General features: G+C 57.7%; 15 protein-coding genes. 4 read left to right on the top strand and 11 right to left on the bottom strand.

Annotated features, from left to right (window positions below; translation table 11 throughout):
• Positions 1-337: 337 nt before the first annotated feature.
• The gene (locus Q7C21_RS11725; RefSeq protein WP_003851978.1) at positions 338-1210 is read left to right on the top strand and encodes an alpha/beta hydrolase; all 873 of its coding nucleotides are present in this window, start codon (positions 338-340) and stop codon (positions 1208-1210) included.
• A gap of 2 nt (positions 1211-1212) precedes the next feature.
• On the opposite strand, the gene Q7C21_RS11720 is transcribed toward Q7C21_RS11725, so the two are convergent.
• The 8 genes from Q7C21_RS11720 to bcsR form a co-directional block, all read right to left on the bottom strand.
• Positions 1213-2703, bottom strand: coding sequence for a pitrilysin family protein (locus Q7C21_RS11720; protein ID WP_187513408.1), 1491 nt, complete (start codon positions 2701-2703; stop codon positions 1213-1215).
• A gap of 246 nt (positions 2704-2949) precedes the next feature.
• Positions 2950-4239: a dicarboxylate/amino acid:cation symporter gene (locus Q7C21_RS11715; protein ID WP_003851983.1), complete on the bottom strand. Its 1290-nt coding sequence runs from the start codon at positions 4237-4239 to the stop codon at positions 2950-2952.
• A gap of 225 nt (positions 4240-4464) precedes the next feature.
• Positions 4465-6471 (bottom strand): biofilm formation regulator HmsP, encoded by a 2007-nt coding sequence (hmsP, locus tag Q7C21_RS11710; RefSeq protein ID WP_375150737.1) that lies wholly within the window; start codon positions 6469-6471, stop codon positions 4465-4467.
• Between the two features lie 116 nt (positions 6472-6587).
• Positions 6588-10055, bottom strand: a complete 3468-nt coding sequence (gene bcsC / locus Q7C21_RS11705) for a cellulose synthase complex outer membrane protein BcsC (protein WP_154926826.1) — start codon at positions 10053-10055, stop codon at positions 6588-6590.
• Complete coding sequence (gene bcsB, locus Q7C21_RS11700) at positions 10048-12333, bottom strand: cellulose biosynthesis cyclic di-GMP-binding regulatory protein BcsB (RefSeq protein WP_078805049.1); 2286 nt, start codon at positions 12331-12333, stop codon at positions 10048-10050. Before bcsB ends, bcsC begins: the two co-directional genes overlap by 8 nt.
• 4 nt (positions 12334-12337) lie before the next feature.
• Positions 12338-14938 (bottom strand): UDP-forming cellulose synthase catalytic subunit, encoded by a 2601-nt coding sequence (gene bcsA, locus Q7C21_RS11695; protein WP_154926827.1) that lies wholly within the window; start codon positions 14936-14938, stop codon positions 12338-12340.
• Positions 14935-15666 carry a cellulose biosynthesis protein BcsQ gene (gene bcsQ / locus Q7C21_RS11690; RefSeq protein WP_375150736.1) on the bottom strand — a complete coding sequence of 244 codons (732 nt, stop codon included), beginning with the start codon at positions 15664-15666 and terminating at the stop codon, positions 14935-14937. The genes bcsA and bcsQ overlap by 4 nt, the downstream gene beginning before the upstream one ends.
• Positions 15666-15863, bottom strand: coding sequence for a cellulose biosynthesis protein BcsR (gene bcsR, locus Q7C21_RS11685; RefSeq protein ID WP_039658691.1), 198 nt, complete (start codon positions 15861-15863; stop codon positions 15666-15668). The genes bcsQ and bcsR overlap by 1 nt, the downstream gene beginning before the upstream one ends.
• Before the next feature lie 201 nt (positions 15864-16064).
• On the opposite strand from bcsR, the gene bcsE reads away from it, so the two are divergent.
• The 3 genes from bcsE to bcsG are packed head-to-tail and all read left to right on the top strand — an operon-like array spanning position 16065 to position 19448.
• Entirely contained in the window at positions 16065-17603 is a 1539-nt protein-coding gene (gene bcsE, locus Q7C21_RS11680) for a cellulose biosynthesis protein BcsE (RefSeq protein WP_375150735.1), read from the top strand.
• On the top strand, positions 17600-17797 hold the full coding sequence (gene bcsF, locus Q7C21_RS11675; RefSeq protein ID WP_039658630.1) for a cellulose biosynthesis protein BcsF: 198 nt from the start codon (positions 17600-17602) through the stop codon (positions 17795-17797). The genes bcsE and bcsF overlap by 4 nt, the downstream gene beginning before the upstream one ends.
• Positions 17787-19448, top strand: a complete 1662-nt coding sequence (gene bcsG, locus Q7C21_RS11670) for a cellulose biosynthesis protein BcsG (RefSeq protein WP_039658631.1) — start codon at positions 17787-17789, stop codon at positions 19446-19448. Before bcsF ends, bcsG begins: the two co-directional genes overlap by 11 nt.
• A gap of 115 nt (positions 19449-19563) precedes the next feature.
• On the opposite strand, the gene Q7C21_RS11665 is transcribed toward bcsG, so the two are convergent.
• From Q7C21_RS11665 to Q7C21_RS11655, 3 genes are read right to left on the bottom strand one after another with little or no spacing between them, the layout of a single operon-like run.
• On the bottom strand, positions 19564-20571 hold the full coding sequence (locus Q7C21_RS11665) for a glycosyl hydrolase family 8 (protein WP_078805053.1): 1008 nt from the start codon (positions 20569-20571) through the stop codon (positions 19564-19566).
• 8 nt (positions 20572-20579) lie between these two features.
• Positions 20580-21023, bottom strand: coding sequence for a cellulose biosynthesis protein BcsD (bcsD, locus tag Q7C21_RS11660; protein ID WP_375150734.1), 444 nt, complete (start codon positions 21021-21023; stop codon positions 20580-20582).
• Positions 21023-24838 carry a cellulose biosynthesis protein BcsC gene (locus Q7C21_RS11655; protein WP_182630215.1) on the bottom strand — a complete coding sequence of 1272 codons (3816 nt, stop codon included), beginning with the start codon at positions 24836-24838 and terminating at the stop codon, positions 21023-21025. Before Q7C21_RS11655 ends, bcsD begins: the two co-directional genes overlap by 1 nt.
• Positions 24839-24846: the final 8 nt, after the last annotated feature.

The raw sequence follows: 24846 nt of genomic DNA, 5'->3' as shown, positions 1-24846 counted from the left end.
TCATTATGCTGTCTGAACAGCACACAGCGTGATATCCGGTAAATTTTGGCTAACAAAGCGAGCCATGCCAGCCATTTACCTTAAGCTGCAAATTCGTGGTTAATGACGGACTTCCAGCGGCATCCCTCTTCAATCCGCCTTATAATTTATTGATTAAAATTAATCATTTATATAAATAGATCCACCACCAGGCATAGTCCGAATCTGGTCAGATTTGCCCTTTTCGGATGGACGACTGCCTGAAAAAAGACCATCTTTTAATCAAAAGACAGCAGGACGCTGTTCTCTCCGGCCGCGAACAAAACAATTAAAATATTCCCCGCATCAGGAGCTATTTATGCACACAGAAATTATTAATATCTGGCCACACGGTGATGCGCCAGGCGCCAGCGATTCGCGCGCAGAGCCGCAGATCGTCGATATGGCAAAAGAGTATGAGCCTTACGATCGCGCAGCGACCGGCGTACGTTGCCCGGAGATGGCGATCTGGCATCCGGTCGAATCAAACGGGATTACCCTGCTGGTTGCACCGGGCGGTGGCTATCAGCGCGTGATGATCGATCGTGAAGGCAGCGCCCTGGCCACCTTCTTTACATCGATGGGTTACACCCTGGCGGTCATGACCTATCGCCTGCCCTATGATGGACATCATGAAGGTCCCGACGCGCCATTGGCCGATGCGCAGCGTGCGGTTCGCGTCCTGCGTGAACGGGCACAGCGTGGCCTGAACGGTAAATACATTGTGATGATGGGCTTTTCGGCGGGCGGCCACGTGGCAGCCAGTCTGGGAACGCGTTTCGCAGAGAAACTCTATCCGGTGCAGGATGGCGCAGAAAACTTCTCGCCGCGTCCGGATGCGATGGTACTGGTTTATCCGCTGATCAGCATGCGTGATGGCATTGCCCATGAGGGTGCCAGAACCCGCCTGCTGGGGGCGTGGCCGGATCAGAAAACCATTGAAGCCTATTCAATGGAAACCCGTGTTCATCCGCTGGTGCCACCGACACTGTTGATCCACGCCGCCGACGATGATGATGTCTCGGTGAATCACAGCATGGCGTTTTTTGGCGCGCTGCGTGAGCATAAGGTGCCGGCAGAGGTGCATTTCTATCAGAAAGGCGGGCACGGATTTGGTATCCGTGGCGTGGCAGATTTGCCCCTCGCCAGCTGGCCGATGTTAGTGACCGAGTGGCTCAGGGCAAAAACCTGACGTTAAGCGGCGGGCGGAACGTCTTTGACGTTGCTATCCGGCGGACTGGCTTCATTGCTGGTCGCCGGTGCCGCTGCCGGTGACATCACTTTGTCCCAGCTCTCCTGCAGGCTCTTCACGTTGGTTTCCGCTTCACCTTCCGGCTGAATCAGAACCATCATCAGTTCCTGCGTCAGCTGCTGGCGCAGCTCCTGGTTCAACTGTTCACGGGTCAGGCCGGCCAGGAAAGTCTGACGCAGCTTCTGATACTGCTCAGGCGCAATATCGACCACGGCGTTCTGCTGAGATCGCAGGCGCTGGCTCATCAGCACATCGGTATCGGTGCGGGCATAGGTGGTAAAGAGCTTATTCAGCTCCAGCAGCTTCTGCGCCATCAGCGCATCAAACTCCTCCTGCGGAATGCCTTTATCACGCACGTTCGCCAGCTCGCGCGCCACCAGATTCATATTCTGCGCCAGGTTGTCGTTGCGCCCGTCCATGTTGATCGAGCACTGCGCACGCTGATAGAGCACGCGGCAATCAAATCCTACCTGGATGCCCTGCGCCTTGCTGTCGCTGAGTGCACGCTGGACATGCCAGAACAGCGCTTCACGGGCCAGGTCGCCCTGCCAGTAACGTTGCAGATTCTGGGAGTCCCGAATCGGTTGCCACGGCGTATCCCACACCAGTGAGAGACGATCCTGCGTCATGTTGCTGCTCACCAGATTCACCGGCTCGTGCGGCAGCGGCGACAGGGTGGGCAGAGGTGCAGGCGTTTCACGTTTCCCGGTTAGCGCCGAGAAGGTTTTGTTGATCTGCTCAGAAAGGTTCCGGCTATCAACATTGCCAACAACGTAGAGCGTCATCGCATCAGGGGTGTACCACTGATGATAAAAATCGTTGAGCTGGGTTAAATCGACGGGTGCGCGCGGCTGCGCGGCGGGATCGTGCGCCAGCAGCGCAGAGCCCTTCAGGCGGTAGCGCCACCAGACATCCTGCGAATCTTTCGGCCAGGTCGCCACCGGATCGGAGGCGGCCAGCGCAGTGTTGACCACCTGTTCGGTGATAGCCATATTGCCCGCCGTGGCCGCCAGCCAGTTCAGTGCTTCTTTCAGCAGTTCGGGACGGTTATTCGGCAGACTCAGATTATATTGGGTGGAGTCATAGGAGGTAATGACAGGCGGCAGCGGACGCTGTGGATCCATCGCCTGTTGCCATAGCGCGCGTTGCTGGTTGTTATCAAGCGCGGTGTTATGCACCATCGCCAGGCGCGACAGCAGATGACTGAAGCCCGTCTGTTGCGCACTCTCTACCAGCGAACCGGTATTCACCACCAGCCGCAGTTCAATGCGGTCGCTGGGGCGTTGCGGTGTGGCCAGTAACTGCCAGTTAAATCCATTATCCAGCTTGCCTTCCTGCCAGGCCGGATCCGGTTGCAGCGTTTCTGCCTGGAGACCAAAGCTGCTTGCCAGCACTAATCCACCAACCAAAAGCCGAATTCTGGTGCCCTGCATGTGAACCCCTACTCAAATAATTCAAATATTGTTATCACTGGCGCATATTGCCGCTGTTATTAACGAATCGGCTGGCGCCGAATCGCGCTGTTATCCAACAACAAAGTGTTTGACCACAGGAAGCTCAGGATGTCGCGTAACGAAGTGAAAAACGTCAAAAAAAACAAGTGGGGTTTATTATGCAAATGCCCGCTGTCAGGGCAAGCGACAGCGGGCATTTGTGGGGATTTAAGTTAAATTCAATGATTAAATTGAAGATTCAGTCGCTTTATTCTCTTTATTTCGGCCTGCCAGCGTATCGGTCAGCTGTTTATGATCCAGCTGGTCGACCCATTTCGCCACCACCACGGTCGCTACACCGTTACCAATCAGGTTAGTCAGCGCACGGGCTTCGGACATAAAGCGGTCAATACCGAGAATCAACGCCAGACCCGCCACCGGCAGATGGCCCACCGCAGAGAGCGTCGCCGCCAGCACGATGAATCCACTTCCGGTTACCCCCGCCGCACCTTTGGAAGAGAGCAGCAGCACCACCAGCAGCGTAATCTGATGGAAGATATCCATGTGCGCATTGGTCGCCTGAGCAATAAATACCGCCGCCATGGTCAGGTAAATCGAGGTGCCGTCCAGGTTAAAGGAATAGCCGGTGGGAATCACCAGCCCGACCACCGATTTCTTGCAGCCCAGCTTCTCCATCTTATCCAGCATGCGCGGCAGCGCAGATTCGGAAGAGGAAGTCCCCAGCACAATCAGCAGCTCTTCTTTTATGTAGGCGATAAACTTGAAGATGCTGAACCCGGCAAACAGACGCGCAATCAGCCCCAGCACAATCACCACAAACAGAATACAGGTGATATAGAAACAGATAATCAGCTGGCCGAGTTGCACCAGTGAACCCACGCCATATTTACCGATGGTGAACGCCATTGCGCCAAATGCCCCTATCGGTGCCAGACGCATGATCATATTGATAATGCCGAAAATCACTTTTGAGAAATTTTCAATCACGTTGAAAATCAGCGTGCCGGTGTTACCCAGACGATGCAGGGCAAAACCAAACAGAATGGCAAACAGCAGTACCTGCAGAATGTTGCCGCTGGCAAAGGCGCCAATCACGCTGTTGGGGATAATATCCAGCAGGAAAGCGACGACACCCTGTTGCTCAGCCTGCTGCGCGTACATCGCCACAGCTTTGGCATCCAGCGTGGCAGGATCAACGTTCATCCCGGCACCTGGCTGCACCACGTTCACCACGATCAGGCCGATAAGCAGCGCGATGGTGCTGACAATTTCAAAATAGAGCAGCGCAACCGCACCGGTCCGTCCTACCGCTTTCATGCTTTCCATGCCAGCGATGCCGGTCACCACGGTACAGAAAATGACCGGGGCGATAATCATCTTGATTAACTTAACAAAGGCATCTCCCAGCGGCTTCATCTGGGTCCCTAACTCCGGGTAAAAATGGCCTAACAAAACGCCGATGCCAATCGCCATCAGCACCTGGAAATAAAGGCTTTTAAAAAGTGAGGTTTTCATAAACAGGTGTCCACTAACGCCGTGAGGTGATGTTGTCGGATTCGTTATTGTGACTGTCAGGCAACAGAGGTAGCGCCTGACAGTAACCCGAAAATAACACTCTGTTTACGTGATTAATACAGGGTGACAAACGCCCAGGAAACCCTGGGATCGTAATTCTGAACTGAAACGCTTCAGCAAGGGGTTTTGTAACTAAAATTCTCGCAAAATCAATGAATCAGGCAATTATTGCGGCAGTGAGGAGTTTTCAATCCACGCCTGATTAAATCGGGTCAGAGGCAGGGCTTCAGCGTAGAGATAGCCCTGCCCGATAGCGATACCGCGCGCCAGAAGCCAGTCGCGCTGCTCGGCTGTTTCCACGCCTTCGGCAATCACTTCAAGGTGGATAATCTCGGCGATAGCCGCGACGATACGGACCATTGTGTCGTCATGCGGTAGCGCCGCCACGAAGCTGCGATCCATCTTCAGCTTGTTTACCGGCAACGCTTTCAGCTGATGCAGATAGTTCAGGTTGGAGTAGCCCATGCCAAAATCATCCAGGGCCACGGCGACGCCGGTCTGCTGCAACAGGCGCAGCATCGACATCGCCTGTTCTGCATCATCAAGCTGAGCGGTCTCTGTCACTTCCAGCACCAGCGTGTCGGGTGCGATGCGGTGGCGCGTCAGCAGGGCTTGCAGATGAGAGACCACGCCGGTGTCCCGCAGTTGCACAGCGGAAATATTCACACTCAGCGGCAGCATAATGCCCTGGCGCTGCCAGCCAGCCAGAATGCGGCACGCCTCTTCAAACACCCAGCGACCTATCGCGCTAATCACGCCAATCTCTTCGGCGCTGGCAATAAATTCTTCGGTAAGACCATAACTGCCGTCTGGCTGGCGCATGCGCAACAGGGCTTCGGCGCCGGTTAACGCGCCGGTCCGCATATCGACCTGCGGTTGCAGGTAAAGCGCGAACTGATCATCATGCAGACCCTGCAGGATGTCATGCTCCTGAGTCAGACGCTTCTGCGCGCGCTCAGTCAGTGCGGCATCAAAGAACAGGATCTGATTTTTGCCCTGATGACGGGCCGACATCATCGCCGACGTCGCGCGGTCAAGCAGCTCATTCGCGCTCAGCGGCTGATCCTCATGCAGCGCCAGACCGATGCTGAGATTTGGGCGCAGCTGGAGCTGATGGAGGTTAACCGGCTGATTAAGGCGAATCATCAGATTACGCGCCAGACGCAGCGCGCGGAACGGATTGCTTGCACGCTTCATTAGCAGGACAAAATCGCTGGTCCCGGTCTGCGCCAGCAAAGTATGGTCGTCCAGGGTATTACGGATCTTCTCCACCAGCGTCAGCATCAGTGTATCGCGCTGCTCATCGCTGAGTACGCCGTTAGCTTCCTGGAGGGTTTCAATGCGGATGACCATCAGACCCAGTGACTGTTCAGGCATGCGCATGCACTGATCGACCAGCGCCAGAAACAGAGTGCGGTTGGGCAGATCGGTGACGGGAAAATGGGTCGTCAGCCGGCTCATCTCATCATGGATTGACTCCAGCACCTGCTGATTGCGGTTGTAGCTACGGACCAGCATACCGATTTCATCATCACGGTGGCTCTGCGGTAGCGACAGCTTGTGCGTCAGAATCGACTGGGGCGGCAGCTCCTGCAGTTCGCGAGAGAGATTGCGCAGCGGATGCACCACCAGCCGGTTAATGCACCAGCTGATCGCCACGGAAAGAATCAGCGCCAGCAACAGATAGGTGATAATCATGGTCGAGAGCGTGCTGAGGATAAACTGGTAGACGCGCGTCGAGTTAGCCTGCAACACCAGATAGGCCAGCGGCTTCGGCATCCCGGTATTTTCGACTGAATAGAGCGGCAGGGTAATCTGTACCGGCAGCTCAAACAGGCGGGCGACCAGACGCGGCACCGGTTTTTCCACCTCGAAATCGGCATGCAGTGCCTGGAACGCATTCGGCAGCACCACATCGGCGCGCGATAAAATACCGGCCGGTTTCAGGGAGTGAAGAATACGTTCGGCCTGAGGAATATCGGCGCGCAGCACCGCTTCCGACAGCGGCTGACGGACGGTGTGCGCGATATTCTCCATCTGCTGGGCGTAGTCAATTCTGCGCTGCTGCACAAAATGAAACAGTTGGATGACGATAAAGATACTGATGGTGATAACCGCAACCAGCGAAACTGTCGCCATCTGCTTTATCGTAAGTGACCGGCTTACGCGCAAAAATTCTCTCCTGACGATGAAAAAAGCCCAGATAGCAGACAGTACAATGCCCGCCAGTATATCCCATAAACTGACTTTTTTACCGTCTGAAAAGTCCGGCTTTTTCCCGATCGGGATTATTTAAAATCTGCGTAGGGAACCAGCGGCTGTGGCGGCATATCCAGATCCCCTTCCCAGCCCCCGGCAGCATAGCGTACATAGATCAGGCCGTGGCTCGGGGTGTAATCTTTCGCCTGCTGAATATCGACACCTGCTCCTACAAACCACGCCGACGTCAGCCGCCGCTCAACTACTGCCTGCAGCGTGTAGCCGATCCCCCCGCCGGCGCTGCTTGCGGAAGAGGGATTGCTGGCAAGGGTGAAGCCAGGATTAACCGGATAACGCTGCTGCGCATCCGTTTTCGAATGTGACCACGAAACTGAACCGCCCAGATCAAATGACCAGTTCTCCGTACGCTGCCGCCAGGTGACCGGCACAGCAAAGGAGAGATATTGCTGTGGACTGTAGTAGCCGCCCTGGCCGAAGGTGTAATCACTGAGATCCTTCTGATAGTGCCAGAGCATGCTGTTCAGCCCGATGGTCGCACGGCGATTGTCGGTGTTGATCAGCTTGTAGTAATAGCCGCCCATCAGGCGCTCGCGGCTGTTATCAGCGACATTCTTGCCGGTGATCTGATGCGCACTGATGTCGCCCCAGACACCATGCGCACCGCCCTGATCGTAACTCAGCCCGATGCTGCCGCCCGTTGCCACCACACCGCCCCAGCTTTTACTGCCGTTGACTGCCGGATCGCGCGTCCCGGCATAGGAGAGCAGCGAACTGGCAATTGGCCTGCGTGAAGCGGTCAGCGTCACACCGAGCTGCTTCACATCGGTTTTCCAGCTCAGGCCGCCGGTCCAGTTAGTGACTTCAAAACCCAGCGGCGTGGTGCCGAGGTCGGCCGACCAGATCGCATTATGCCAGCCAGCGGCCAGCGCCGTGCCACTGTCACGCTGGTGAGTCTGAGAAGTGCAGCCGCCGGAATTCACATCGTCACAGCTGCCAAATAAATCATTAAAGCTACCGTTTCGGGTGGTAAAGGTCCCTGCGGAAACGTCCACCCGGTCGAGCCGGAAAAAGCCGCGCCCATCGGCAAACGGATGTTCCGCCTGCAGCATGGTGGTGTGCGCCGTAAAGTCAGAGATGCCGCCCGTACCGCTGTTGCGTGAATAGTCCTGCTGCACTGTCAGCGTGGTTTGCTGCTGACGATAGAGATCGGCCGTGTCGCTGCGCAGGCTGCGCTTCAGCCACTCATCCTGCGGATCGTTGCGGGTGGCGCGGCTGATATTGCCACTGCTATCAATACCGCTGGCCGTCATCGCCTGACGATAATCGGCCAGTGCCTGTTCAGGCTGCTGCTGCGAACGTTCAAGTCGTGCCGCATCACGAAACACCAGCGCCTTATCCTGAGAAGGTGGCAGCGAGGCGGCGCGCTGTTTCAGATCGCTAAACAGCACGGCAGCCCGCGTGGTTTCACCCACCGCCTGCCACGCCAGCGCAGCACGCCTGTCCGCATTGACACTCGCCTGAATCGGCGGCTGTTGCTCAAGCGCCTGTAGGGCTTCGCTGTTGCGCTGCAGGGCAACCAGCGCTTCGATTCGTCCCAGCGCCGCATCGCCGTTTTCCGGCTCGCGAGACAGTACCTGCTGATAGCCTGCCAGCGCCTGCAGCGCGTCACCGCGTGCCAGTGCCCAGTCGGCCAGCGTCAGGTCACGTCGGCTGGAAACTGGCTGCTGCTCAAGCAGCGTTACGGCTGCCGGCTCCCGCCCGGCGGCGCGCAGCGCCTCGGACTGGGCATAGATCTGATTCTGTTTCAGGCGGTCAGCCAGCTGACGCATATCGCTGCTCCACTGCGCATCGGGCAGACGATGCAGCGTGGCCAGTGCCTCGCTGTCGTTATCGTTGCCCGAGAACCAGAGTGCGGTCGCGTAAAGTGCAGTCGCATCCTGCGGATGTTGCTGCGCGACCGCGCGCATTATCGTCTGCGCCTGCTGCACGTCACCACTGTTACGCAGCGCGCCAGCCAGCCGGTAACTGAGCCAGACGTCATCCGGAGCCAGCTCCCGTGCCTGGCGATATTTCTCTGCCGCCTGCGGCCAGCGAGCCTGCTGCGCCAGAGCATCTGCTTCCGTGCGCAGGCTATCGCTGCGCAGCAGGCGCAGCGTGTCAGCCAGGGCGCGCTGCTGCCCGGCGGGTAAGGTAGTAATAAATTCCAGCTCGCGTGCAGGCGACACAGCCTGATAAAGCCCCGCCAGCCGACGCACTGCGGTGATATTGGTGCCATCCAGCCGTCGCGCGCGCTGCCAGAACTGTTCTGCGCCCGCCGCATCTTTACGCGCCATCGCCACATCACCCAGGCCAATCAGGGCATAGCTGTCGCTGCTGTCATACTTCTGGGCCGCACGATAGTGCTGTCCGGCCCCTTCAATATCATGCTGCGCCAGCGCTTTATCGCCCTGCTCAATCGCCAGCCAGTAGCGATTGCTCTGCAGCAGCGACTGCCATTTGCCGATCAGCGTGCTCTGCTGTCCCGCTTTGATGGCGCGTTCCAGCCAGAGAATGGCGGCATCACGATGGCCCGCGCGGGCCTGGGTCTGCCCCATCGCCCCCATTAATTCGGCATTATCGGGATTCGCTTTCAGTGCCCGGTTCAGGATCGCCATCGCGTTATTCACATTGCCTGCATCGACCAGCGCCAGCGCGCGCATCCGTTCGCGATAAGCGGGATCGGCCAGCGTCGTCTGCTGCTTCGAGAGCGCCTCCAGGCCCTGCTGATGCGCATCGCCCTCGGTGAAGACGGTGAGATACTCTTTCAACTGCGCGACGCTACTGTCGCTGACCGGTTGATCGTTAATCTGTTTCAGCCAGAGATCAGCCGCGGCATCACGCCCGCCGCTGCTTTCCGCCAGCCGCTTCAGCTGGACTATCGCCTGCGCCGACTGCTGCCGGGCAAATGCCATGCGGGCAATCTGCAATCCGACGCCAACGTTGCCCGGATAGCGCTGTTCCATCGCCTGCAGCTGCTGCCATACGACCTCTTCCTGGCCAGGAAGGCGCGCCATCAGCCGCCAGTACTCCAGGGCGATGTTGGGATCGGGAAACACGCCGTTGAACAGCGCATCGTACGCGCTTTTTGCTTCCGCCAGCCGCCCTGAGGTAGCAAGCAATCGCGCCTGCTGCAGTTGCTGCCGCCCCTCTGGCGACATCATGCGCAGGCCTGCGGCAGACTCACGCGCCGCCGTCGAGCCGGGCGCCAGCCTGTTGAGCTGATCCAGCAACGTCTGCGCTGCGGTGATATCGCCCTGATGCAGCGCCAGACGCAGACGCGCCGCAAGCACCTGCGGATTATCCGGGTCCATCTTCTCCAGCCGGTAGAGCGATTGCTGTACCAGATCGTATTTGTTAGTCGACTCGCCGGTGCGGACCTGTGCCAGCAGCCACTCGACTGGCGAGACTTCCGGTCCGTCAGTCGGTGCGGCCAGCCCCGGCAGCGCACTTAGCGCACCAAGCAGCATGCCCGCCCGCAGTACCTGAGCGTTATTCATCTTCATCCAGTAAACGACGACGGGTAATAATTCGCATCAGACGCCACGTCATTAGCGCGAACAGCACCACCACAAAGAGTGTGCAGAGTGCCAGCCAGAAGGGATGGGTCGAGAGTAGCGACCAGAGACGCTCCCACCACGGCAGATGACCAACGTAGTAGCTCTCGCCAACCCGCAGACTGTTAACCCCTGACTCGCGGATAATCGCGGTGGAGCCAGACATTGCGCCACGCTTATCGCTGTCACTCATTGCCTCGTTGAGCAGTTGCCAGCCACGCGGCGTGCCATCGGCGAGCAGCGCAACCACGCTGCGCTGATCGTAAAACGGCGACTGGAAGCCAATCACCGTTGCCAGCGGGCCGCGGGAGCTGATGGCAGTGGTGCTTTCTGCCGTCTGATCGCGACCGCTTTGCGGATTCATCTGTGGCGTGACCCGTCGCACGGGTTCTTTCAGCCAGCTGGCGGTGGCGTCGACCAGCGCCGGGATCCGCAGGTCATTCTGAAGATCTTTGGGGATGACACCGATCATCAGCAGATCCACATCCTGCTTTTTCGCCGTGGCCCAGTCGTCGGTCAACTGAACGCGCAGTGCCGGATAGCCAGTCTGTGCACCACTATTGCCCATCGCATTCAACAGTGTGCTGACCTGCTGGACGTCTGGTTTTGGCGGCATCAGCACCAGGGTTTGCGCCAGATCGGCATAACGGCTGAACGGGAAGCCCGCATTTGCCCAGGCACGCAGTGATGGCATTTCGATGTAGTGGCGATAGCCAGAAAAATCGATGCTGGAACTGTCGTCCACCACCACATGATGACCGACCGGCGTCACGGTTTCACAACGCCCGTCAGCATTGCCACCAATAAAGGTGTTGGCATAGTCAAAATCGAAGCGCAGCTGGTTAACCACACCCAGGCGTAACGCCGGAATCAGCAGTTCATGGTTTTTGTCCAGCATTCCCTGAATCAGGGGAATATGCAGCAACTGCTGACCGGCCGTGTTTTTAGGCGGTAGCGGATAATCCTGGATGAACTGATTATTCAGGTTCACCGCCAGCCGTGAGCCATCCGACTGGAAAGGCGCGGTATAGCGATAGCTCAGATCCATGTCGATGCCGCGCGCGCGAACCAGGAAGAGATCGGGCGGCAGATTCAGCGTCAGGCTGATGGGATTGGGCTGCAGGCCGTCAGACTGCAGCTGGTTTTCATACTGAGTCAGTTCAGCAAAGGTGGTGCGGCGATCGGTGCGCACCCAGTTTGGCGCATCATAGGGCTGGCGCGGTGCCAGCAGCGTAACGCGGTCGATGGTCGAGGTGTCCCCGCGTAACAGCAACTCACCCTGCGCAATCCCCTGCACCGCCGTCAGCAAATCGTCGTCGTTGCGTCCCAGGATGAGCAGCATTTTTTCATAGGGACTGTCAGGCTGACTCACTATCTCCACGGTCGGCTTTACAACCGGCGGCAAATCTTTCAGAAAATCCGGGCGCGCATCGTTGGTGGCAAACACCACAGCATGCTGCTGTTGCGGCAGCTGATTGTAGAGCACCTGAAAGCGCTGTCCGCGCCAGGCAGCTTTGCTGCCGAACCAGGAGGCGAGAATCGCGGCAGCCCGCTGCTGCTTTATGTCCGGCTGGGCAGCAAACACCATCGGCAAGGTCAGCGGTCGCGTGTCGCGGGTATCAAAAAAGGGTTCAGGAAAATGGGAGAGGTCATTTTTCAGCGGCAGTTTTTGCAGCGTCAGATCGATGCCGCTCTCTTTGCCGATATCAAGCCAGATGGTGCTGTTGGCCGGATTTTCGCAGATGTTGGCGTAGTGACCAACCAGCTCAAAGCGCACGCGGTTAAAGTCAGCAATATAGTGAGGATCGATTGCCAGCTGCGTCTGAATCTCTTTACCCGGCTGGTCCGGGGTAATGGTGATCAGGCCGATCAGCTCATCGTTGAGATAAACCTTCAGCTGCGACAGCACAGGTAGCAGCGCAGGCGAGGGCCGATAGGTAAGATTAAGCAGCGCACGCGTCACCACCTCATCACTGCGCACACCGAACTCGATCTGCCCGCTGGTACGTGTTCCGCTCAGCGTCATGCTACCCGGCGGTGGTGCCAGCTTAACAAAGCTCAGCTGACTGTTACGCAGCGGTGCAGCAGGCTGTGGCGGCAAAGATTGCACCGCAGTTTCTCCGGGAGTGACCGCCATATTTTCCTGCGCCAGGGCGCAGCTTAGTGTTGTGGAACCCAACAGCAGCGCAGCGACCCACCTGTTTACTCTCGTTATCGTCATATCATCAACTCAATGCGTTTTTTGAAGCTGGCGCACGGATGCCTTGCGGCAACAGCGAAGCCAGCCAGCTCACCCCAACGGTAAGCAGGTTAAACAGCCGACGTAACTGCGGCGGGCCATATTCCGCCAGGCGCAGGTAACCTTTGAAACCGAGGATCATGATATCGGCGAGGCTTTGCACCGGCTTATCTTCCGGAAAACCGTCCTGCCACAGTGCCCAGGTATCGGCGCGAGCGAAGGTACACTGGATAAATTCAATATGCTGCTGGGTGGTCAGCTGATGGAGACGCACGCCAGCCCGGTGGCCAAAGACACGCTGCACCTGGCAGGGGAAGCTGAACTCCTGCTGTCCACGACGCAGCAGCAGCCACACTTTTTCATTCTCCCGCAGCGCATCCGGCTCGCGCATCTCCAGCCCGACGCCGCCATCCGAGTAGTCACGCAGCGTGCAGGGCAGCATATGACCATCTTCGCGTGCGATGGCGGCCGGCATGGCGATCTCTACACGGTGCGCCTCGCGGATCTGCCGGGCTTCAACGGAAACCGCCACCGCACCGCCAAGAATAATCATGTTATAGAGCACCCAAATCAGACTTACGCAGACGGTCAGTATCTCGTTGGCCGGACCGTGCTGCATGCGCCAGAACGCCATCAACACGCCCGCCACATTAAGCAACACCAGCAACATATAGGGTTTGGTTATCACCCAGTCCAGATGCTGCTCCTCGACCAGTCCGCCTTTCGCCGTGACGTTAAACTTACCCTTGTGAGGATTGAACAGCGCCACGGTAGTAGGCCGGGCGATATACCAGGCCAGCACCGTCTCGTAAACTTCGCTCCAGAAAGAGTGACGCCAGCGCCCCTGAATACGCGAGTTGGTCAGGCTGGTGTGCAGCATGTGAGGTAAAACATAGATAGCGATCGCCAGGGCAGGCGCATAGATGATGTAGGCATGGCAGAGTAAAAACGCCAGCGGTGCCAGCAGGAAGATCAGCCGCGGAATACCGGACAAAAAGTGCAGCATAGCGTTGGCATAACAGAGCCGCTGTACCCACTTCAACCCCTTACCAAACAACGGGTTATCAAGGCGGAAAATCTGCACCATCCCGCGTGCCCAGCGAATACGCTGCCCGATATGCGCTGACAGACTTTCGGTCGCCAGCCCGGCCGCCTGAGGAATGCGGATGTAGGCCGAGGTGTAGCCACGCCGGTGCAGACGCAGCGATGTATGGGCATCTTCAGTGACGGTTTCTACGGCAATACCGCCAATCTCTTCCAGCGCAGTGCGGCGCAGAATGGCGCAGGAGCCACAGAAGAAGGCGGCGTCCCAGGTATCGTTACCGTCCTGCACCAGCCCATAAAAGAGCGAACCCTCATTCGGCGTACGGCGAAACCGCCCGAGATTGCGCTCAAACGGATCGGGCGAAAAGAAGTGATGCGGCGTCTGCAGCATCGCCAGCCGGGGATCTTTGATAAACCAGCCCATGGCCATCTGTAAAAAAGCGCGTGTCGGCACATGGTCGCAGTCAAAGATCGACACGAAGTCGCTGCGGCAGTAGTTTTTCAGCGCGTGGTTGATGTTCCCCGCCTTGGCATGTTCGTTAGAGGGACGCGCCACATAGTTAATGCCAATGCTGGTGGCAAACTCGCGGAATTCCGGCCGGTTGCCGTCGTCAAGGAGATAGATATTCAGGCGATCTTTCGGCCAGTCGATACCCAGCGCAGCATAGAGCGTCGGTCTGACAACGCTAAGAGCTTCGTTATAGGTCGGCACCAGCAGGTCCACCGATGGCCACTGCGAACGGTCAGCCGGCATGGAGACGGGTTGCCGGTTAAGCGGCCACAGCGTCTGGAAATAGCCCAGCACCAGCACCACCCAGGCGTAGGTCTCTGCTGCAATAAGCAGCAAACCAAAGATCAGGCTCAGCGGATCGTCCCAGTTCAGCGTCGAGGTATAGCGCCACCAGAGGTAGCGGCACGACACGGTCAACGACAGCACGATCAGCATCATGGTAGGAAAACGACCCGGAATGCGCCGGACCAGCATCGCCAGACCCCAGAGCAGTACGACAAAAATAAACTGCGTCATCAGACCAAAGGGCTGGCTGATACAGAGCAGCGCCAGCAGTGAGGCAAAGAGAGCCGTCACGACAAAGAGGCTGCGTCGCATCGGCGGCGACAGGCGCTTCAGTCGCTGTTCGATGCGCGTATCAATGCCCTGGGTTTGCGAGCGGGCAATAACGTTGTCCAGCCAGCGATAGCCGTGCTGCCGCCAGCCAGAAAGTGCGCTCAGGCCCTTAACGCCATCGCGGGCGCTCGCCTGGGGGAGCCGGATCATAATCAGCCACAGTGTCTGGATCAGATAGCGCAGGATATCCAGCGGACGCGGACGCTCCGGTGAGATGTGCGGATAGAGGCGGCGGCGCTGCTGAATCACACTCTGCCAGCCCGGGCTTTCGAAGCGGAGCAGCATCAGGCCCAGAACAGACCAGAAAAGATGAAGTGCGCTGGCGAAGCGGGAGGCACCATTGCCTCGCGCAGTGGTATAGCCCCGATGCAGCGATTGCCAGGCGGGCGCAGTCAACAGCCAGCGCAACGGATTCAAGAATTTACTCCCTTCAGATTGAGTAACAGCCAGTTAGCCAGCGTGATGATCTCCTCGCTGGCTAACGCATGTGGCCGATATTCACCGACCGGCTGCTTCATCATCAGCGCCTCTGCCAGCGCCTCATCGCGATGAATCAGCAGCGGTATCAGCTGCGCCAGTGAAGCCATCCAAAGCTGATGCAGATCCTGCTGCAGACGGCTGTTAGCATTAAACTGATTGATAACAAAGCGGGTGCGCGCCGGAAAGCGGCGCTGGCTAAGGCGCAAATGACAATTGGCGTCAGGCTGGATGACACAGAGTATGCCGTCCAGCTGTTGATAGAGTGTTTCATGCCACGGCAGGGAGTCGGCAGGCAGATCAAAAATAATCCACTGATAGCGCGCCTGCAGGTCCGGCAATACCTGGAGCATCGGTGCGGCGACAGACTCATTCTGACGGGTGATAGTCAAAGAATGCTGATGAGAAAGCACACCATGTGGCAGCAAGTCAGGCCCATGGGGATAGCACAGCGCGCTGTGCTGCCAGTCTCCCCCTTCGCACAGGGCTTTCATCCAGCCATTCTCCTGCTGAGCGGGCAGATTGAAATGCATGCCGAGCTGACTAACCGGCGAGCCGTCGATCAGCAACACCCGCTCGCCGAGAGCCGCCAGCGCCCAGCCCAGTCCGGCACAAAGAGACGTTGTGCCGACACCGCCCCGCACGCCCTGAAGCGCTATCTGCGGCATCAGTGAGGTTGCTCAGGCTGGCTGGGGACCGTTTCGGCTAACAGCGTCCAGCGTGACAAAATCTCTTTCAGACGCTCTTCGCGCGCAATATCGACATAGCGAAAAGCGTGCAAAGAAAAGGCGTCACGCAAAGCACTAATATCATCCTGACGATCGCCATCGGCGGCCTCAGGGGTATGAAGATTTGGATTTTTCATTACTGTTCGCCAAAGATAAAACACTGTCAGACTCAGAATAGTCGCCTGCGCATAAAAAGGAGGTTCAAAAAGATTTTCAGCAACGCTGCATTTGCCAGACGTTGTGAGCCAGTTTGTCATTGGCAATGTTTAAATTTCTCAGGTTACATCCTGGCCTGTCTATAATAAGCTAGCCTGGACTGGAAAAATAACGAATTCAATATGAAAAATTCTTTTTCGCTAGGGCTGTTGCATGTTCAGCCTGAATTAACGGCATTGCAAACGCCTGGCTGTTATTGGGTGACGTGTGCACGGCAGGATGACGCCCGCATGTTGATTCGACAGGTGATTTCACATCAGCAGGCCGTCACGCTCATCAGCGCTGATCAACCGCCTCGTGATCTCCTGACGCCCGACCCGATCGGCGGCCCCGACCGTATCCCGCTATTTTCTCTTTCCAAAAGCAAACGGAGTCTTTTGCTGCTGGAAAATGATTTTCTGCGTACGCTTGGCAGTAAAAACGGACTGGTGATATTTAACAGCAGCGCAGCGCAATGGGATAAGCTCGATGACGCCGAATTAACCCGGTGGATAAAGGGTATGCGCCGCACGCTACATAAAAGCAAACTCACACTTTTAATCATTACCTCCGGCACCACCATAATAAACCTGAGTAATAATCTTCAGCGTTATTTTCGTCAGCTGGATGGCGTTGCCCATTTGAGCTTTCAGCAGGACAGCTGGCAGTATCGAATTAACTGGTGGTATGCCGCGGAACGCCTGCTCGCCGATCGTGCAATACGTCTGGGCTGTGAAGAAGATCGTTTCTTTGCCTTAAATGAAAAGCAGGAACCTTTGAGCCTTAATGACGAACAACATTATCTCGCGGACAAAATCGTGCTTGAGGGCGCGCCGCCGCTTTCACGCCAGTGGCAGCTCTTTGATGATAATGAGCAGGTCTGGTTCCAGGCACAGCAGGCTAATGCCGCGACAGTTATTTTTAGTCTGACCCGCAGCGACTATATCGGCGAACTGGCGAAGATGGTTCACAGCCTGCGTCGTGCTCGCGGCAACGGAATGAAAATTGTGGTACGTGAGATGGGGGCCAGCCTGCGTTATAGCGACGAGCGGCTGCTGCTGGCCTGCGGAGTCAACACCATCGTGCCGGCTAACGCAGCCATGTCGCGCTTTCTGACCACGCTGGAAGGTCTTCAGGGACAGGTGTTTAACCGTCGCGTTCCCGCCAGTCTTGAGGCGTTAACCGCCTCATTGCAGCCGCTGCATGAGAAAGGCTACCTGCGGCTTGAAGCCTTCTGTCAATCAGTCAGCCAGTTGATCAGTAATACCTTACTGCCGGAAAATGATAAGGGCCTGTTGGTGGCATTGCGGCCAGTGCCGCAGCTTCAACCCCAGCAGATTCTGACGCTCTGTAAACCGCGTCGCTTCGGCGACCTGGTCACGGTGCTGGAAGATCGCGTCATACTGTTTCTCTCCTCCTGCCGCTACAACGATCTCGATAAGGCCTTGAAATATATATTTTCATTGCCTCACGATGAGCTATTTGCAAACCGGATGGTCTGGTTCGAGGATAATCATATTCTTGCGGAAGTCAGCAATATTAAAAAACTGACGCCGATGGCGATTCAGGAACTGACGCCGGTTTCAGAATCTCTGCTCGAATCCACCCTCAAGCCAGTGGATGCGCCTGTACGTTCGGCACCGCAGCCCATCACTTTACTGCCGGAGAAAGAATCCCGATGAACCTGATGGACTGGGTACAGATTGCGCTGCTGGCTATTTTTATCCTGCTGATTCTAAAGCCTGTCTGGCAACGCTGGCTGCCGCGTCGCTGGAACGGCCTGCTGAATCGGCTGTTGCCTGCGCGTGCGCTAAAGTCTGAAGGTGACTGGCAGCGTCAATCTCCAAAAACGGATGCAAAAATTAATGAAAAATGATCAACCCGCTGCGGCCCACTCTTCCGGTTTGTGGTCCTGCTGGCGCGGACTGGGCGGCTGGAATTTCTACTTTTTAGTGAAGTTCGCCCTGCTGTGGTATGGCTATCTCAACTTTCACGCGCTGAGCAACCTGGTGTTTCTCGCCTGGCTGCTCTTCCCGCTGCCGACGGTACGCCTGCATCGCCTGCGCCACTGGGTCTCGATCCCCATTGGTGTCGGGCTGTTCTGGCATGACACCTGGCTGCCCGGACTCAGCAGCATCATGAGCCAGGGCGATCAGCTGGCGGGCTTCTCCGCAGCCTATCTTCTCGATCTGGCAGACCGCTTTATCAACTGGCAAATGATAGGTGCGCTCTTTGTCCTGCTGGTTCTCTATCTCTTTGTTGCGCAGTGGATTCGTATCACCGTGCTGGTTTCATTGATGCTGATCTGGCTCAACGTACTCACTATCGCTGGCCCGGCGATGTCGCTGCTACCGACCCGCGCAGCCACTCCGCAGGTGGTCCTGAATCAGACGCCAGCCGCCAGCCAGCCAGCCGCTACGCCGGATGGGCTCGATCAGTCTGCACCCGCGACCAGTACGAATCTGACCGCCTGGCTCAACCGTTTCTATGAGAGTGAGCGCAAGCGCGTTACCCACTTCCCCGACAGCCTGCCTGCCGATTCACAGCCATTCGACATTCTGGTGATCAACATCTGTTCGCTCGCCTGGTCAGATATGGATGCCTCGCAACTGCGTAATCATCCGCTGTGGCATCACTTCGACATCATGCTGACCAACTACAACTCCGCCACGAGCTACAGCGGACCGGCAGGGATTCGTCTGCTGCGTGCCAGCTGCGGTCAGACCTCGCACAGCGATCTCTACAAACCCACTGATTCACGCTGCTATCTGTTCGATAATCTGGCGAAGCTGGGCTTTAAAGAGCAGCTGATGATGGACCACACCGGCGTGTTTGGTAACTATCTCAAAGAACTGCGCGAAGGCGGGGATATTCAGGCACCGCTGATGTCGCAGGCGGGTATTGCGCCGGAGGTGACTTCATTCGACAGCACGCCGGTGTTCAATGATGCCCAACTGATGCAGCGCTGGCTCGACGATCGCAGCAAGAGCAGCGATGCCCGCAGCGCCACCTTCTATAACCTGATCCCGCTGCACGACGGCACCCGCGAACTGGGCAGCACCCAGACAGCCCCATGGAAGCCGCGCGCTCAGTTGCTGTTTGATCAGATCGACGCCTTCCTTACTCAGCTGGAGAAGTCAGGCCGTCGGGTGATGGTGCTGGTGGTGCCGGAGCATGGGGCCGCCCTGCAGGGCGATAAGATGCAGATGTCAGGGCTGCGCGACATTCCCAGCCCGGGTATTACGCATGTGCCGGTCGGGATTAAGTTTGTCGGCATGAAAGCCCCGCATCAGGGACAGCCACTCAATATTGATGCGCCAACCAGTCTGCTGGCAGTCTCAGAGATTGTGTCTCGCGTGGTGGATGGGCAGGTATTTAATGCGCCCAATGTCAATATGTCGGTGCTGACTGACAAGCTGCCGCAGACGCCAGTGGTGTCGGAAAACGACGGTGCAGTGGTGATGATGTATCAGGGCAAGCCCTGGATCAGGCTAAATGGCGGAGACTGGGTGCCCTATCCGGAGTAACGCATCACTGCCGGAAAGCAGAAGTGCGGGTCAGCCGCCGCTTAGCGCCTGACCCATTTTTATCGTGTTACTGTCGGCAGCAGAATAGCGGCCAGCGCCGCCGTTCTGCCTGTTATCAGCGCTTCTCCTGAAACGCCTGCCAGGTCAGCAGCTGCAGACTGGCGGAAAAGTAGTTCTGATCCGCAGCCAGCTTATCGCTCAGATAGCCGGTCTCATTCAGCGTGAGGTCGCGCACCGCCAGCAGACCGCCCTCAAGATGATAAGGTGCAGGTGCATTTGCCAGCACGTCGAACCAGGCGGGAGTCAGCATACGGCTGTAACCCTGCCAGACGCGCTGAAACGGCACCAGCGCCAGACTGTGCGGGTCATACCACCAGATGTTCAGCGGTACGCGAATCGCGTCATAACTGAAGCGGTTTGAGTAACCGACAGCCGGGGCAACCGAACCGTCGGCATTCAGCGCAACCCAGTCCAGCGGCAGACCGGTTTTGCCAAAACTCAGCTTACCCAGCAGCGTAAAACCATCATTAATCAGCTTATCCCAGACCTGCAGATGACTGCGCTCGCCAAACTCACGCCACGCCTGAAACAGGAAATAGGAAGGGTTAAGCACCACGTAACTGGTTTTATTGAAACCCTGCGCGCCCGGCAGCAGGACGGTATAGCCGCCAAAGTTCGTGACATCCAGCTTGATGATGGCGCGCTGAATACGGTCAGATGCCTGCTGGTAGCTCTCCACCTGCCATTTCTGAGCAGCACGCTGCAGCGCCCAGGCCAGCAGCACATCACCATCCGAGGCGTTGTTCTTATCAGCAACCGGATTGTCACTGCCTGGCACATAGCGCCAGTAGAAGAGATCGGTCTGCGGATTACCTAACTGGGTGCGTGTCCACTGCCACAACCTGTCAAACGTGGCGCGATCATTGTTGGCTACCGCCAGCAACATGCCATAACCCTGACCTTCGGTGTGACTGACATTGTTATTGGCGGTGTCCGTGATCCGCCCTTCCGCCGTCAGAAAACGACCTTTAAACGTGTCCCAGCCGCTGGCACTCGCCTGCGCACTGCAGGCCAGCAGTAAAACAGAGCAGATCCAGCCCATCCAGAATGGCTTACGTTTCATTTCCGATCCTATTGATATCGATAGTGCAGCGTGCTGCCATCATTGAGTTCAAGTGTAACCGGCACAATCCTGCTGCCGCCCTGGCCCTGTAACCAGCCTGAAAACAGTCCGGCTATGACTGCGCCAAATACTGCCTGCCAGTCAGCCGGAGAATGGGTATTGTCGCCAGCCGGTAAGGCGTGATACGTCATCAGCAGCGCCGTCTCTTCCGGCTGAAGCTGCACAAAGCCCCAGTTAAATCGCGCCAGCTGTAAGTTGGCCTCGCGCTCCAGATCCCGCACGGTGCGTGACGCTGGCAAAGGATAGCGGGTCGCCAGTGATTCACCCATTTTATAGAGAAAGGCCTCCGCCTCCCGCTGACCCGCGTTGGCCACCATCCCGTCAATCATCACGCTGACCAGGTCAAACCAGCCCGGCTGATGTGGATGTGATACCGCAGAATGTTCACTCATTACTTCTCTCCAAACAGATAACGGACATAGAGCTGCGCGCTGCTTTCGTTGTAGTCACCAAAGGTGTCATAGCCCAGCTGGCCGCCAATCGTCACATCTTTGTTGAGTTTGTAGTCCGCCCCGGCGTGCAGGTTGTAGCCGATGCCGTTTTTGCTGCCACCAGAATAGTAAGCGTCTTTTACACTGCCTCTTGCGGCAAGGGCTTCCAGCTCAGATTGCAGGCTGGCATTTGCAGGGAAGTACGCGCTCTTATCCTGACTGTAGGTCTGATAACCAGCCGCACCGCCAATATTCACGTTGAGATCGTCAAATTTACGTGAGAACTCTATCGGGAATGAGACCGACGCGTAGTTCTGCGGGCTGAAGTAGCCGCCCTGACCGTAACTGAAGTAGCTGAGGTTTTTCGAGAAATCCATCCACGACAGGCTCATGCCTACTTTCAGCTCGCGATCGTCACTGTGGAACGGACGGACATAAGCGCCAGCGGTTGCCTGCAGATTGTTATTGCTGGCGACATTCTCGCCAAGGTAGCTGTACGCGCCCGCGCCAGCATAGAAGCCTGCATCGCCATTGTCATAGCTTAACAGGGCGTTCGCGCCGTTCTTCGTGACGCGTCCCCAGCGTTTGCCGCTGGTTTTATCTTCTGCGCCGACGTAGGAGAGCAGGCTATCAGTAATCGCACGACGCTCACCGGTGAGGATCAGCGTCAGGAAGTCAGTGAGTTTCGGTGACCACTGCACGCCACCGACCAGTGTACTGAGATCCTGGCCCAGTGGCGTGCTGCCAATGTCCACTTTATAACTGTCGCCCTTCAGTGCCAGATTCAGCTCCACGCCAGAGGCGGTTTGCGAATCGGTAACGCCGTTCGGCAGATCATTCACCGTCGCACCGCCTGCGGCGACAACCCGGCCCTGACTCAGTGCATTGGTGCCGAAACGACGCCAGGCATCGGCTGCGCCACTACCCGCCGTGAGTGAGACCGGCGTGGCGGTAAAGTCGAGACGCGCCGTTTCAAACGGCACGGTTGAGAAGGTCAGCGGCGCTTTGGCTTCTGTCAGCTTACTGAGGCCTGACTCGCCATCACGCCCGCGCACCTGCACCATGCCCTGACTCCAGGTGCCGGTTTTCTCCTGAAGCGAATCCATCATGGTATCGACGTCGTGCAGAACCTGTGACTGATGAGAGACGGTTTCGCTGCCCGCGGCCAGATCGCCCTGCGCTGTGACGCCCGTTGCAATGCCCACAGGTGCCGCCTGCCAGGGCAGCACAGTGCCGTAGCTGGACGGCGAACGTCCCACTGGTGAGGTATTACGGTTGATAAACGGATTATCCGCCAGCGCCAGGCCGCCCACGCTCGGCACGCTGCCAGGCTGTGCACCCTGCAGGCCAATCAGCTGCCCGCGTGCTGAACGCAGATATGCCATCGCCTGCGAATGGTCGCCATTGGCTTCCGCGACTCGCGCCAGCAGCAGCAGTCGATCCGGCGTCTGCGTGGTGGTGTTGAGGCCGCGACTCAGCTCGTTAGCGCGTTGTAGATTGTTCTGCGCCAGCGCGACGTTGATGGCCCCGACGCGCGCATCCTGCGTCGGTGTATCCTGGGTCATCAGGTAGTCATAGACCACACCCGCATCCCGGTTCATCTTGCCGTCCTGGTAAAGACGGGCCATCGCAAACATCAGATCACGGTTCTGCGGATCCTGCTGTAGTGCGCCAATCAGCTTGTCATACGCCACCGCGTACTGGCGCTGCTGCCGCAGGCGATCCACTTCGTTAATGAGATAGCCGTTGCGAATACCCGCCAGCTGCGTCGGCGTACTGCGCGCCTGCAGTTCCGGGTTACTGAGGAAGCGCTGCGCCTCACTGCCGAGACCCGCCTGATTCAGCACTGCCATCTGTGCAGCATAATCGCCAGCATTGCCCTGCACGCCGCGCTGCAGGTTAGCCTGCACCACCGAAACGGCGCTGGTGAGATCGCCCGCCTGCGCCAGCTTCTGCGCCAGGTTTCCGGCATCAACCGGATTGGTCGGTGGCGTGACCGCGAGCGCTTTCAGGGTATTGGCTGCTGCTGCCGTCGCGCCCTGTGCCAGGTATTGATCGGCGGTGCTCATCTGCAGATTAAAATTCACCCGCTGCGCCAGTTCACGCATCGCCTCCGTTTTAGCATTAGCGGGAATGCGCGCCAGCAAGGCGCTGGCCTGCTGCCAGCCGCCGCTTTCGCTGGCATTGAGCGCACCAGCATACAGCTCGCTGGTGCTGGCCCCGTTGCGCATCACCGGTTGCATTACGTTGGCCGCCAGCAGCGTATCGCCCTGCTGACGATAAAGCCGCGCTAAATCGAGCCGCAGCCAGCCATCCGAGGGATAGCGCTGAACGCCCTGCTGCAACGTCGCGATGGCCGCGGCGTTGTTGCCAGCGGCAAGCTGACGCTTCGCCTGCTGACGCAACGCATCGGCTTCATTGGCCCGTGGCGTAACGCTCTGACGCACGCTGTCCGGCAGCGCGCCCAGCAGCGTACTGGCTTCGGCATTCCGATTCTGCTGACGCAGAACGTAGAAGAGTCCTTCTTTGGCGCTGCGGTTATTCGCATCGCTTTGCAGAATGCTGCGGTAAATTTGCTCTGCCTGCTGCGGTTGATTGGTGCGGCGCAGCACGTCGGCGCGGAACAGCCTGGCGGCCAGCCCTTTCTCACCGTCAGCCTGCACCAGCGGTTCACTTAAGGTCAGCGCCTGCGCAGTGTCCCCGCTTTTTAGCGCCTGCTGGGCGCTGGCCAGTTGTGCATAAAAGCGCGCATCGTCCGCCTGTTGCTGACGTGAAGCACCCTGATCGCCGCCGAGCTGTGCAGCGCGCTGCAGATAATCTGCCGCTTCCTGATAATGTCCGGCACGCTCGGCCACATAGCCCATACCCGCTAACGCATCAGCATCCTGCGGATTGGCGCCCAGCACTTTTTCAAAACTGGCCTGCGCTCCACCAACGTCACCGCTGTTCAGCGCGCTGAATCCGGCCCCTTTTTCTGCGCCACCGACATTTTTACGGTAGTAGTCGATTACCGCTGAGTCCTGCGGGTGACGCTGCTGCCAGGTCTGATAGAGTGCCGCATCTGACGGCTGAGGGCCAAGCCATAGCAGTGCCTGACGCAGTGAGCGATCGGCATCCTGATTACCACTCGCCAGCGCGCTCAGCATCTCAATGCCTTCGCGACGGGTCTGTTCCTGATAAGTCAGCGCCTTACCCAGCGCCAGCTTCGCCCCCGTATCCTGCGGGTGCTGAGCCGCAAACTGGCGCAGCGCCTCAACCGCCTGCGGCAGCAGCGTCCGGTCACCCGCCATAGTGAGATAATATTCTGCCGCGACGCTGGGTGGTGGCTCATTGCCGCTAAAGGTATTGCGCCAGGTCTGTAACGCCGCCGGAATATTGCCGCTGCGCGCTTGCTGACGCGCCAACGAAAGCTGCGCCTGTGGAATGGTCTGCAGCTGGCGTGCACTGTCCAGTTCGCCGAGGTGCGGATCGTTGGGAGAGACCTGACTAAGCCGGGCGCGATACTGCGCCGCGGCGGCATTATCGCCGCCCTGCTGTGAATAAAGTGCCAGCAGATAAAGTGCCTGGGTATTGCCGGGTTCAACCATCAGCACCTTTTGCAGCGAGGCTTTCGCCAGATCATCATGCGCTTTCTGATGCCAGTAAGAGGCCTGATCGAACAGCGCCTGCAGCGCCGGATTGGTGCTTTCCGCCGCCAGAAGCGGCGGTGACAGAGCCAGCGCGCTGCCCAGCAGCAACGCCTTACGAATACCGGCACTCAACAGATTATTTTTCATTATTATTA

Source organism: Pantoea sp. ANP04, from assembly GCF_041982285.1.
Classification (GTDB): Bacteria; Pseudomonadota; Gammaproteobacteria; order Enterobacterales; family Enterobacteriaceae; genus Pantoea; species Pantoea eucalypti.
This window is presented reverse-complemented; position numbering and strand designations above follow the sequence as displayed.